General features: G+C 49.3%; 12 protein-coding genes. 6 read left to right on the forward strand and 6 right to left on the reverse strand.

Annotation, left to right across the window (positions count from 1 at the left end):
* Positions 1-95 precede the first annotated feature (95 nt).
* From JVX88_RS14755 to JVX88_RS14765, 3 genes are all read left to right on the forward strand, one after another.
* Positions 96-338: an FAD-dependent oxidoreductase gene (locus tag JVX88_RS14755; RefSeq protein ID WP_317134638.1), complete on the forward strand. Its 243-nt coding sequence runs from the start codon at positions 96-98 to the stop codon at positions 336-338.
* The gene (locus tag JVX88_RS14760; protein WP_211628077.1) at positions 335-1,861 is read left to right on the forward strand and encodes a TonB-dependent receptor; all 1,527 of its coding nucleotides are present in this window, start codon (positions 335-337) and stop codon (positions 1,859-1,861) included. Before JVX88_RS14755 ends, JVX88_RS14760 begins: the two co-directional genes overlap by 4 nt.
* Before the next feature lie 253 nt (positions 1,862-2,114).
* On the forward strand, positions 2,115-4,013 hold the full coding sequence (locus JVX88_RS14765) for a hypothetical protein (RefSeq protein ID WP_211628078.1): 1,899 nt from the start codon (positions 2,115-2,117) through the stop codon (positions 4,011-4,013).
* Between the two features lie 78 nt (positions 4,014-4,091).
* On the opposite strand, the gene JVX88_RS14770 is transcribed toward JVX88_RS14765, so the two are convergent.
* From JVX88_RS14770 to JVX88_RS14785, 4 genes are all read right to left on the reverse strand, one after another.
* Positions 4,092-5,690, reverse strand: a complete 1,599-nt coding sequence (locus tag JVX88_RS14770; RefSeq protein ID WP_211628079.1) for a hypothetical protein — start codon at positions 5,688-5,690, stop codon at positions 4,092-4,094.
* Positions 5,691-5,927: 237 nt separating this feature from the next.
* The gene (egtD, locus tag JVX88_RS14775) at positions 5,928-6,896 is read right to left on the reverse strand and encodes an L-histidine N(alpha)-methyltransferase (RefSeq protein ID WP_211628080.1); all 969 of its coding nucleotides are present in this window, start codon (positions 6,894-6,896) and stop codon (positions 5,928-5,930) included.
* Between the two features lie 62 nt (positions 6,897-6,958).
* The gene (locus JVX88_RS14780; RefSeq protein ID WP_211628081.1) at positions 6,959-7,183 is read right to left on the reverse strand and encodes an SUMF1/EgtB/PvdO family nonheme iron enzyme; all 225 of its coding nucleotides are present in this window, start codon (positions 7,181-7,183) and stop codon (positions 6,959-6,961) included.
* The gene (locus tag JVX88_RS14785; RefSeq protein WP_211629138.1) at positions 7,128-7,400 is read right to left on the reverse strand and encodes a hypothetical protein; all 273 of its coding nucleotides are present in this window, start codon (positions 7,398-7,400) and stop codon (positions 7,128-7,130) included. Before JVX88_RS14785 ends, JVX88_RS14780 begins: the two co-directional genes overlap by 56 nt.
* Before the next feature lie 37 nt (positions 7,401-7,437).
* Between JVX88_RS14785 and JVX88_RS14790 the strand changes: the two genes are divergently transcribed.
* Positions 7,438-8,670: a glycosyltransferase family 4 protein gene (locus JVX88_RS14790; protein ID WP_263975538.1), complete on the forward strand. Its 1,233-nt coding sequence runs from the start codon at positions 7,438-7,440 to the stop codon at positions 8,668-8,670.
* A 241-nt stretch (positions 8,671-8,911) separates the two neighbouring features.
* Here the strand turns inward: JVX88_RS14790 and JVX88_RS14795 are convergent, their stop codons facing one another.
* Together JVX88_RS14795 and JVX88_RS14800 are read right to left on the reverse strand one after the other, a co-directional pair.
* On the reverse strand, positions 8,912-9,133 hold the full coding sequence (locus tag JVX88_RS14795; protein WP_211628082.1) for a DUF4327 family protein: 222 nt from the start codon (positions 9,131-9,133) through the stop codon (positions 8,912-8,914).
* A 106-nt stretch (positions 9,134-9,239) separates the two neighbouring features.
* Positions 9,240-9,782: a PadR family transcriptional regulator gene (locus JVX88_RS14800; protein ID WP_211628083.1), complete on the reverse strand. Its 543-nt coding sequence runs from the start codon at positions 9,780-9,782 to the stop codon at positions 9,240-9,242.
* A 366-nt stretch (positions 9,783-10,148) separates the two neighbouring features.
* Between JVX88_RS14800 and JVX88_RS14805 the strand changes: the two genes are divergently transcribed.
* Positions 10,149-10,562, forward strand: a complete 414-nt coding sequence (locus JVX88_RS14805; RefSeq protein ID WP_211628084.1) for a hypothetical protein — start codon at positions 10,149-10,151, stop codon at positions 10,560-10,562.
* 60 nt (positions 10,563-10,622) lie between these two features.
* Positions 10,623-12,944, forward strand: a complete 2,322-nt coding sequence (locus JVX88_RS14810; protein ID WP_211628085.1) for a 3-hydroxyacyl-CoA dehydrogenase/enoyl-CoA hydratase family protein — start codon at positions 10,623-10,625, stop codon at positions 12,942-12,944.
* Positions 12,945-12,984: the final 40 nt, after the last annotated feature.

Raw genomic sequence — 12,984 nt, forward strand, 5'->3', positions numbered from 1 at the left:
ACCCTAATTAACCAGCATAGCTAGATTTAGTGAACTCCAGGGTAGAGTCATTTTATATCCCTCATTCCTTTAAAATATGTAAAGGTTTTTTAGAATTGGGTTTGGACATGCGCGTTGCGATCGTTGGGGCAGGATTGGCAGGATTGGGTGCGGCTGTAGAACTGGCAGACGCAGGACATGCGGTTGAAATTTACGAGACTCGTTCATTTGTGGGCGGCAAAGTAGGAAGCTGGGTTGATGCAGATGGGAACCACATCGAGATGGGGCTGCATGTCTTCTTCAACAACTACTACAACCTGTTTGCTCTGTCTTTCGGGTTGGCACTTCACGGCTTTTGAAACAGGTTCGTTCCGCAACGGACGGTTCATTCGTAGCAAAGATCCTTCCAGGAAAATACACGATCCTTGCTGTTGCTGAAGGTTATAATCCAGTACGGCTCGCTGAGGTCGAGCTTGATCGGGCTTCTCTTGCGAATTACGGATTCCGATTAGAACGTGCGGGCGGCGGAAACACGCTTCCTGAGAAACGCTCTGACCGTAATAATCCAAAATGGAATGTTCGTGCAGGAGCCTTGGCTCGGTCGATCTATCAGAACGTCGAAGGCGACTTGGATCGGTCGGTTGGTGAACCAGGCGTCGAAGATGTGATCGAACCGGCGGAGCCACGTTCGGGCCAGAGAAAAGATTCCGTGATGTCCGTTGCGGAAACCTTCGTCGTGTCTACACCTGAAGGGCCATACGCCGGTTTGAACTATGCCACAAAATTTGCCGTCAATAATAATATTAACGTTGTCCTGGCCGCACAGACCGGCATCGGAAGAAATGCACCTTTAAGGCTTGAAGGACAATTTGACCTTCGCCCAGGTCCGGATCACCGCATCCGGCTTCGAGCAGCTTACGGGAAGATCGGACGTTTTATTCAAGGCAATAATTCCGAGACACTTGGCCAACTCTCATTTCAGGCGACTGACGAATGGCGTGTCCGTGAGGGCATAGTCTTGGTTTATGGTCTGGATTATTCAAGACTGATCGGTGCAGGAGATTCTTTCTCACTCAATCCGCGCATCGGATTTCAATATGACCTCGGTCCTAAGACGCGGCTACGTTCAGCGTTTACCTCAACAACCGAGAACCGATCCTGGTCACACGCAATAGAATTAGAAGATGCTCAGGTCTTTTTCAGAGAGCCCGCTTCGATCGCTGATGTGGCGGTAGAGAATGGCGAGCCCGTTCTGAACAGAAGCAATCGACTTGAATTTGGCGTTGAGCGTGTGATCGATAACCGCTCAAGTGTTGAATTAAACGCATTTTTTGATACGACCTTTGCTCGCGGCGTCGCGTTTTCGGCTATCGGATCGGCTGGTCAGAACTCAGCCGTAAAAGACTTCACCGGAAACCAGCAGGGAGAAAGCCAAGGCATAAGAGTTGTTTATTCACGACGGTTAAATGGACTATTCAGCACGGGTGCTGGATACAGCTTCGGCAACGGCCAGCGTGTCTCAGATCAAGCGATATCTTCACCTGAAAGCCTTTTCGAAAGCGATTTGTTTCACACGGTGTTTGGCCGTTTTGACGTGGACCTTGTCTCCGGCACAAGCATACGCACCGTCTTCCGCTTCTCTCCACAGGCGACCGTTTTTGCGATCGATCCGTTTCAAGGGCGCTTGGCGATATACGATCCGGGGCTCAGCGTCTTGGTAACACAAAGCTTGCCGACACTTGGTTTGCCCTTGAGAGCAGAGGCGATCCTTGACGCGCGAAACTTGCTCGATTCTACGATCGGGGTCACCAACGAAGAGGGCGGCCTTCGCTTGAGCCATTTCCGCCGGAGCGTAAAGGGAAGCATCCTTGTTAGGTTTTAGGCTTTTCGATCCTTCCGGTATATCGATATATCAATCAAGGTCGCGGCTTGGAGCGTTTCTAAGCCGCGATTTTCTATACGAAAAATCGGATTATTCAACAAAATTTTGAATTCAGATCATACAGGATCCGAAGCCAAATTTTGTAAACTATTGAGCGTTATGCAGTTAATCTAGGCCTTGTGGCTTATCGAGCGTCCGTAATGATGGAACACGGTTTGCCTTTCTGAAGGTTTGGCCAAATTCGCCCTAAGCAATGACCGGTAAGGTCCTTACAAGTTGGAGCCTGATCTGGCTATTGATCGCAGTCCTTCTCGTTGTGGGAGGAGCGCTGAACCTTTCCCAGCGCGCAAGCGGTACGATGCCGCCAACAGACGGTGTTCTTTGGGTACAACGAGCTGACGGAATCTATGCGGAGAAGGTTCTGCCCGGCTACGCTGCGTCGCGAGCCGGTATTTCTCAGGGCGACAGGCTTTTGTCAATAAGCATTGATGGTGTTCAGGCGGATGAGGTTATATCGACGCGGGACATTCCAATGTATCTGGAAGCGGCAGGTGTCGGCGGCAATCTTACTTACTACTTCGAAAAGCGAGCGTATTCCTTCTCTGATAATCGTTATTTTGCTGACCTTACTAACCTTGATCCTTTTCCTCGTTGGACGCCTTCGATCGTATTTCTGTCATTCGTAGGCATTGTCTGGCTCGCAATCGGCCTTTTTGTGTTGTTCAAACAAGGAAGCCGTTCGCCGTTCGTTCTGCATTTTGCCTCTCTGTGTCTGGCAGCGTTTGTTTTTCATCTTTATCGGCCGGTGCATGCCGGACAGGATTTTGACCTTGTTGTTCAGATACTGGACGACGCCGCTTTCGCTTTCTTTGTCCCGCTTTTTGTCCATTTTTGTTTGCGGTATCCGGTCAGGAGTGATGTGTTTGGAGAAAAACGCTGGCGTACATTGTTGATCTATGTCCCGGCCACGCTTCTAACGCTCGCCTCGCTTGCGGCAACGCTGCTTCCGCTTGTGCCACACAGTGGTTTTTCAAACTTTCTAGGTGAAACTACCGCCGCCTACAAGTTCTGGCCGCGATTCAGCCTCGCGATCCTCATTCATTTTGTTGTAGGTGTCGGCATCGGCTCGGGAATTCTCGTGTGGCGGTTCTTGACCAATAGACAGGCCATTGTTCGGCAGAGGCTGAAATGGGCGATGTGGGGAACAATCGTCTCGGTCCTGCCGATAATTGCTTACCAGACAGCCATCAGGTTCATTTATCTTCCCGAGGATACTCTTATTGTAGCCTTGACGACTCTGCCGCTGGCTCTGATCCCACTTAGCTTTGGGCATTCAGTTGTCAGATACCGCCTAATGGATGTTGATGTGGTCGTCAAGCGAGCGGCAGTCTTTGCTATGACCACGGTGGCAGTCGCATTGATGATCGGCGCTGTAGCGCTTGGGCTTGTTTTCCTTGTAAGGATCGATGGAGATCTTTCGGGCACTGAGATAACTCTGAGAGTTCTGATAGCGGTCGTCGCTATGGCTGTGATCGTGCTTTTAAGCGAACCGCTCAAGAACTTCTTGCAGGAAAGGGCCAATCGAATGTTTTATGGCGAGCGATATGATCTTCGTCGCGGTCTTCTGGACTTTGGCAAAACCTTGTCAGCAACAACTGCGATGACCCCACTGCTTGATTCGCTTACTGAGCGGCTGATCCAAGTACTTGATGTGGAAAAGGTCGCCATCTTTATGGAAGATTCGAAAGCCAAAGGCAGATTCGTTGTCGCTCGTTCAGTCGGTTTGAGTGAAGAATACATTGTGCCTTCCGATTTCCGCCAGATGATCCGCCAGAAGTCAGCAGAGAAAGGTGTTGTGCGTGCAGACGAATTCGAGTTTCAGGACGAATACAAACGCCGCCGCCCGGCCGGTGAGATCTTTGAGGATCTGAATCGGAACGCCGGGAAGCAATTCGCACCGGAGATAGTTTCGGCCTTCTATCGAGCATTCTTGAAAGAACTAAGCGGCGAGACGACCGAAAAGCGGTTCCGTAAACTTCTCGGCAGAGAATATCTGGAAACCGAAGGCCTTTTTTCAGTATTAAGAAAAAATCTAAATGAACTTGGTGGGGTTACAAATATCCGAATTCCCAGATTCGGGGCCGGTAACTAGGCGTCTCGTAGAGCAGAGCCGAAAACATACCGTTCCCGGCTCTATTGTGTAAGTTTCAGATGGTGAAAAATTTACGGTTTATTTTCTGGACCGAAATGCCTTTGCCATCGTGGCTGTTTGTTTAAGGGCATCTTCCAGAAATACATCAATAGCTTTTTCAGCTTCTCGTATTCCCTCATCGATAACCTCAGTTGCCAGTTTATCATGACCCTTTTTGAGTAATCGCTCCCCCTTTTTTTGGTCATCAGGCAATTTTGATGCAATCACATTAATGACCGATCCAAATATCACCCGTCTAATATTTTGCACTGGAAGGAGAGATCGCTCGCTTCCTCGAACAACTTCTCCATTGAGTTCTTTCCGGAATGCTCTTAAGTGGTTGGCAAGAGATGCTGCTGATCTGCTAGAAAAAAGCATTTCATCAACCATTTCTTCCATTGTTCCCGGACCGAAAAGACGATTTGCTGTGTCTTCGGCAACAGAGCCTATGCTTACCAGGATATCCCAGGGACAAGGATGGGGTTCGGGTAATCTCAGTTCAAGCATCTCAAAATCAAATCTGATAGTGGAAAGAACCACAAATGGCCAGCAACGACGTCTGTTTCTCGGAGCAAGCCAGCGTGCGGTATTACGAAAATAAGTTTTTATTTTCTCATATTCTGGTGTTGGGGTTAGAGGTGTGCCGCTGTACAAACCTCTGCGAGGGGTCATGGTTGTCGGGTCAAGTCCGGCTCCTGATCCATTAAGGTTTATATTCACAAAATGGTGCCAAGTTGCATCACAAACTATTCTTCCAACATTTGCCATGTCCCCATCATAAACCGATATCGCGCCGAAACACCTTGGCTTCACAGGAGGTTTCGTTCCGGTTGCTGTTGGTGCCCCGCTATTGATGAAACGTCCGGCAGAAATGGAAACAGCTGCGACCTGCGGAGCAATACGTCCACCCCCGCTGGTAGGTGATGGCCACTCCTCTACTCCTGCAAATGTACCTGCAACAGGGGTTGGGGCAAGACATTCGCTTTCGTGCGGATGATCAGGCAGGTAATCGACCGCACCGGAGGGATGTCTTAAGATCGGATGCACACTCCACGTAGAGGCGGCAAAGTCCGAACCTCCGTTTGAAAAAAATACCGGATAGATCCGTTGTGGGATCGCATCTGATTGATCCTGGAATTGCTTAAGATTATCTGGTCCGGATTCAAGCACTGTATCTAGCCGCTCAGGGGTTGCCATTGGGATCGATGACCAGTTTCGCATAAAACGGACGCGCGGAATATTGGCTCCCATTCCAGCACCGATCGTGCTGTGATCACCTGTTGCAAAGACTCCCCCACCACTTTGCATAAATTGGGCGATACGATTCTTTTCAGAATCGGCAAGGGCTGCAGTGCTGAAACCAAATAGCCAGATCTGATCAAAGTTGTTGGTATTAACATTGGATGAAAAAGTGAAATTACCCGGAATTGTTACCGGGCCAACACCACTTCGATGAGCGGTTGAGACGGTATGTCCTGCAGATTGTATGATCGAAACGAATTCAGAAAGTCCGAACCCACCGGTTCCAAAATCCAGCGAGCCATCCGTAACCATGAGTATCTTTTGGGGACAAGGAAACGCCCAGATGAGCTCAAGAAACCTATTTCCTTTTATTCTGGATATGTCTATGTCAAACATCTTAACCTCCGTTAAATGCGCTGAGTGGAAAGGTGGAGGGGGCGTAAGTTCCCTGACTTGCAAAGGCAGCGCATTCCTTTATTAGGGACACTTTACGACTCCATTTACTAAACTAAATAGGTAGTCCCGATCGCAAAACGATCCACGGTCGATCGGGGGACCTAATTATTCGATGGATAGACGCTAACAGAAATCAAAATTGCGTAGGTGTGCAAAATTTTATGAGACAAGCGCAAATCAGAGAGGTTTCCATAACGCATTAGTATAGAAATCCTCATTGTTGAGAAACTCGGTTTCGATGAGAAAACCGCTTTTAGTGGCGAGTTCTTCGATCATTGCTGCTGTGTATTTTTGGGAGATCTCCATAAAGATCGCTTCCCATTGATCGAATTCGAATGATCGACCAAGGGCCGCGATATTGACGGTCTGCTTCTCGCGGCTTATAAGAAAACTGCGGGCGGCGCACTCGACCGGGCGGTATTGTGCGTAATGGGAAAATTTTGAGATGTCGAAATCCCCACCGAGCTCGCGATTTATTCGGGTCAGGAGATTTAGGTTGAAAGCGGCTGTAACCCCCTGTTTATCATCATATGCGGCGATGATGACCCGCGGATCCTTTTGCATATCAAAACCAACAAATAGCCGATCGTTATCATTCATTACGCTACGAAGGCTGCGGAAGAATTCAAGAGCCTTTTCCTGCTGAAAGTTACCTATGTTGGAACCAAGGAACATCAATACCTTACGGCGAGAGCTGGTATTCTTTAATGAACTCAGAACATTGAAATAGTCGCCCGTATGCGGTGTTATGGTTAGGTCAGGAAAGAGAGTTTCGAACCGCGCCTTGAGTGCGTCATTGGCTTCTTGTGAAATATCGATCGGGCAATAGGTAAGATCAACTTGGGCCTTTAGAAAATACTCGATAAGGACCGCAGTCTTGGCTCCATCTCCGGCACCAAGTTCAATAAGGTCAAGGCCATCAGCGCCATCAGTAAAGGCCTTAAGAATTCCTTCTTTTTGCTCTTCAAATATCTTCATCTCAGCCCGAGTCGGATAATATTCAGGGAGCTTCATTATTTCCATGAAAAGCCTAGATCCTTCATCGTCATAAAAATATCGTGAAGACAGCCGCTTTGGGGTGGCAGATAGTCCAGCGAGAACGTCCTCGGCAAATTCTGTGAGCTCTGGAGTCTGATGAGAGATCATAGGAAATATTATGGTAGGCTCGGTTGCCGAATGTTTAGCGCATGGATTTCAACTATACAAGCTTATTTAACAAGACGAATACCCGTGAACTGCCAACGCAGATGCGGATGAAAAAAGTTACGATAAGTTGGTCGGCTATGTCCTTGCGGGGTTGCGATAGAAGCACCGCGTAGCACCATTTGGTTTATCATGAACTTGCCATTATATTCACCGACAGCCCCGGCTGCTTTACTAAAACCGGGGTAAGGAAGATAAGCCGAAGCGGTCCATTCCCAGCGTTTGCCCAATTACGTGAACGCAACCGTAAATTTCTGGCCGTTGAGCCAAAGCCAGATCGGGCAGCCGCACCGGAAACCGCCAATTTATCTCCCGCTCATCTATCTCCTCATTCGTCCCCATCCTCAGGCAATCCACCTGCTGCCGCTGTCGCTCGTGCCAGTGGAGCAGCCCAGACCACCCCCAAAGCAGCCGGCTTCCAATCCAAATCTCTGCAACCGAAAGCAAAAGGCTTCCAATCCAAATCAAAATCTAAAAAAAAACGTTGAATCGAATTACCAAAAATCAGGCGAAGCGGATTCTGCTGCTGCATCCCAACTTCCCGGCCCAGTTTCGCCATTTGGCCAAAGCGTTAGCCGAACGCCCAAATTACCAAGTGGTGTTTGGGACTGCCTGTAAAGAAGGTCAAATTTCAGGGATTCATAAGGCTGTTTACAGCCCCGCTCGCGATGTATCCGATAATATTCACAGTTATGTAGAACCTTTAGAAGCAGCAGTATTACAGGGACAGGCAGCTTATCGCATGGCTCAGGACCTGTGGGTCGAAGGATTCATTCCTGATGTAATCTATGGTCACTCGGGTTGGGGGCCAACCCTATTCATGAAGGATATTTTCCCATCCGCTAAACTCCTCTGCTATTTCGAGTGGTTTTACCATGCTCACGGCTCCGATTGTAATTTTGATCCAGCCTACTCATTGAGTGCCGATGACGAAGCGCGAGTGCGAGTCAGAAATGCTCCGATTTTGCTCGATTTATCCGCCTGCGACCAAGGACTCTCTCCCACCCATTGGCAACGCCAGCAGTTTCCCAGCGAGTTTCACCCTAAGTTGACCGTGCTACATGATGGCATCGATACTCATTTTTTCCGTCCGCATCCGGGAGTGACTCTGGTATTACCTCGACTGGATTTGGATCTGAGCCATGTAGACGAGTTAGTCACCTATGTGGCGCGAGGCATGGAACCTTATCGCGGCTTTCCGCAGTTTATCGAGGCAGTGGCTTTGCTTCAGCAGCAGCGACCTCAATGCCATGTTGTGATTGTGGGGGAAGATCGGGTTGCCTACAGCCCACCTCGCTCGGATGGCAAAACTTATAAACAATATATGTTAGAGACTGTACTACTCGATCTCGATCGTATTCACTTTACTGATAGTATTCCATATTCAGAGCATCTCCAAGTCCTGCAAGCCTCCTCGGTGCATGTTTATCTGACCTATCCGTTCGTTCTATCCTGGTCCATGCTGGAGGCGATGTCCACCGGCTGTTTAGTGGTGGCGTCCGATACACCTCCCGTCAGAGAAGTAATCCAGGATGGATTCAATGGCTTGTTGGTTGATTTCTTTTCACCAGAGCAGATTGTCGAGCGGATTATTGAAGTTCTCGATCATCCTACCCGTATGGCTGAGATCAGAAGCCAAGCGCGGCGGACTATCCTGGAACGTTACGACCTCAATCTCCTGTTGCCACAGCAGATCAAATGGCTCAATGGCGTGTAGGAGTACTTCTGGTTCTGTTGCCAGCTATGCCTCGTTGCGATAGGCTCTGGGCGTCTTGCCAATCAGCTGGCGAAACTGGCTAGTATAAAACCCAATTGGTTGAGTTCAATAGTCTAGCCCAATTGTACTGGCTCACCCAGCACGCTGACCGAACGACCAGGCAACTGATCAACCAGGAAACTGACCGCGAACGCTTTCTCGGTGGAATTTGCTGGTTGTCACTTGTATCAATTACTCCAAATTAATCCTCATACCAGGTTTCGCATCCGATCAAATCTAGAATTTGATCTCGCAACAAAAAATCGTATCGTTCCAACTCACATTCAATTGCGTCCCACTCAGAGGCCGGAAAGTGGCGGCACAGTGCATAGATTGGCTGTTTGCGGTCAATCACACCCTGACGCACCAGCTCACAAGCTTCATCCCGAATGGCATCTAGCGAATAGCGCACCTTTTGCAGCATGATTTCATCACCTCAGAAAACACCAAGCCCATTGATTGCCATCTTTAAGATTAGGGAAAGAACGTGAGGAAGTTGTGAGGACACTAGTTGGGTCTGCTACTCGCGGCTATGGTTGGGATTGGCTTTGCAAGGTTGCGATCGCATCTTGAAGCCAATTGACATAGGTTTTCTCGCGACGGGTGACCAGATCCAAAACTAAATGATGCAATTGCTGCTGTCGTTCAGTTGAATTCTCTGCTGCTGGGATAACGACAGCCTCACATTCGGCTAGCTTCTTCTGACGGACTGTTAACTCCTGTTCCAACAGTTGAATAATCGCTAGATTCGGTATCTGGGCTGCAAAGTAAAGCTGCACGAGCAGAGGTTCTCGCACAATAGGGGGGATCTGATGGGATTGGAGCCATTGCCGGAGTTCGGTGTCACCCGCTTCAGTGATCCGATAAACTTTGCGATTGGGTCGGTCGTGCTGAATCTCCACAGTGCAACTCACCCAACCCTGTGCCTCTAACCGATCTAAAGTGCGATAAATCTGGGCCTGATCGGCTTGCCAGAGGTGGGCAATGCAATCGTTAAAGCACTCGGTTTTGAGGTCGTACCCAGTTCGCTGCTGCTGTTGCAATAGGCCAAGAATCACGTAGGGAAGAGACATAGACGCAAAAGATAAATAATTAGATACAAATCATCAAGATTTCGAGAATAGGGCTGAATGATATCAGCCAGGAGTGCAGTTCAACATAGTAGTTAGGTATACAAGTCAAGTTATATCAGTCGCGCATACAGACGGTTTACCGTACCTGAGCGGACGACAAACCCTACTCGTGCAGCGACTCTTTCTTTATGCTACTATATGATTAATCATACATAGGACAAAGCATATATATGCCGCTCAAGCTGTGAGTTTCCGTTGCTGTAACTCGCCTCACTGCACAAAATCGCTACACTTGCCTCATTATCCACTCGCGTTCTGATCAGGCCCTCAATCCATTGCAACCATCGTAAGAGGATAGACCCACCCATGCTTAACACACTGCAACATCGCATCCATCAGCATCAACGCTTAGCAAATTTACGGCTAAAATTGCTGCGACTTCACAAACTGCTGCTAGAAACGGAACGGATTGCCTACGAGCAGCGGCAAGGCAAGGTGTCGAGAGGTGAACTGCTGCAATTGGTGATCAATCATGATCAGTTTGCGTGGCTGCATCGACTTTCGGAACTGATTGTGCAGATCGACGAATTGCTGCAAGCCGATGAACCCGTAACTTCTGAAACAATGGACATGCTGTTCAGCGATATCTCGATTTTGCTGACGCCAAGTGAGTTAGGTGATGATTTCGCCAGCAAGTATGATGCCGCCCTCCAGCATAGCCCGGATGTGGTGTTGGCCCATGCCGATGTGATGGCATTGCTTGCCTCTAGCGGCTTCTAATCTAACTTTTGATAGACGCGTTCCAAAAATCATCGGTGCTTGAAACTGAACGGAATTCCGGTGCTTTTATTGGACATCGCGCCGCAGGAACTTACGCCCGATGAGGTATCTAAAGGCCTGATGCTGGAATCGCCGCAAGTTCGCAACCGGATCGTTAATTCGCTGTTTGAGGCCGCAAAAAAATTGAAACCCGCACCGTTCATGCTCGCCTCGAACGCCAAGCTGATCACACTCGGCAATTTCACCGACGATATGCCGAACATCGCTGAATGTGATCTTATCATTGAAGCGGTCGTTGAGCGGTTGGATATCAAGCACAAAGTGTTTGCCGAGGTCGAAAAATACCGCAAGCCTGCTTCGTTCATCGCTACGAATACAAGCGGCATTCCCATTGCCTCGATCGCGGAGCCTTTTTCCGAAGACTTTAAAAAGCATTTCGTCGGGATCCATTTTTTTAATCCGCCGCGGTATATGAAGTTGGTAGAGCTTATCCCGACGCAGTGGACCGACGGAGTGATGGCCTGCAAGTTATCTGGATTTCTTGATGAAAGGCTTGGCAAAGGAGTTGTGCCGGCAAAAGACCGTCCGAACTTTATCGCGAACCGCATCGGAACGTTTGGAATGATGGCGACCGTCCATGAAATGCTCGCAATGGGTTTCACGCCGACCGAAGTTGATCAAATGACCGGAAAAGCTATCGGCCATGCCTCTTCGGCGACGTTCAGGACGAGCGACCTTGTCGGACTTGATGTTCTTGCTCACGTCAACACAAATCTTTATCCGGCTATTCCGGACGATGAGGACCGCGACGTGTTCCAAATTCCCGATGTCATCAATACGATGCTTGAAAAGAAGCTTCTCGGCGACAAGACCAAAGGCGGATTCTTCAAGAAATCGACCGACTCGGAAGGTAAAAGAGTCATCCTCGAACTGGATCTGAAGAGCTTTGAATACAAACCGCAGGAAAAGACAAAATTTCCGTCGCTGGAAGCAGCCAAAGCGATCGAGGATCAAGCAGAGCGGATCAATAAATTGGTCTGGGGTGATGACCGCGTTGCCGAATTCCTTTGGAAGACGATGTCGCGTACCTTCCGTTACTCCGCTAACAGAATTCCGGAGATCGCCAACACAATAGTCGAGATCGACAACGCCATCAAATGGGGGTTTGGGTGGACTATCGGTGTTTTCGAAAGCTGGGACGCGGTCGGGCTTCGGAAGTCCGTCGAGCGGATGAAGGCCGAAGGACAAAAAGTGCCGGAGAACGTGGAAAAGATGCTCGCATCTGGCGCCGATACCTTTTACCGGAATGAGAATGGACAGCAACTTTATTACGATCTAGTCGCAGGCGAATACAAGCCGATCCCGGCGCGTCCGGGTGTTATGGTTCTAAAGTCGGTAAAGGACCGTACCGGCGTCATCAAATCGAATCCCGGAGCTTCGCTTATAGACATCGGTGATGGTGTCGCTTGTCTGGAATTTCACTCAAAGATGAACTCGATCGGCGGAGATACGGTCTCGATGATGAACTACGCTATTGATGAGGTCGAGAAGAATCATACAGGGCTTGTCATCGGCAATCAGGGAGGGAATTTCTCAGCCGGTGCGAATCTGATGCTGTTGCTTCTTGCCGCACAGGAAGAGGAGTGGGATGACATCAATCTAATGGTTGCGGCGCTGCAAAAAGCGGTGATGCGCCTTAGATACTCGGCAAAACCTGTAGTAACTGCTCCATACGGACTTACTTTGGGCGGCGGCTGCGAGATCGCAATGCACGGTGATCGTGTGAGAGCCGCTGCGGAAACCTACATCGGTTTGGTAGAAGTAGGTGTCGGTGTGATCCCGGCCGGCGGCGGAACAAAAGAAATGACAATGCGGGCAATGGATGCGGCCCAGCATGTTCCGGATGCGGATCCGCTCGTATTTCTGAAGAAGACGTTCGAGATGATCGGAATGGGCAAGGTGGCCACATCTGCACAAGAAGCCCGAGCTTGGGGCTTTTTCCGTGACATCGATTCCATCTCGATGAATGGCGACCGCTTGATAGCCGATGCAAAGCAGGAAGTGCTTAACCTTTCCGCATCAGGCTATGTTCCGCCCGTACCGCGTGAGGACATTTACGTAATGGGTGAAGCGGGCCTTGCGGCCATGAAGCTTGCACTGCATATGATGAAGCAGGGCGGATTTATCTCCGAACACGATCAGCTCATCGGGCAGAAGCTGGCGAAGATAATGTGCGGCGGCGATATGAACCACGCGTCGTACGTTTCTGAACAGTACCTGCTCGATCTTGAACGCGAGGCTTTTGTTTCGCTCTGCGGCGAGCGAAAGACGCAGGAAAGGATCGCGGCGATGCTGAAAACGGGAAAACCGTTGAGGAATTAGTATGAGGAACCAACTTCGGCTTAACCAACTATCAGATGAG

The organism is Leptolyngbya sp. 7M (assembly GCF_018128485.1).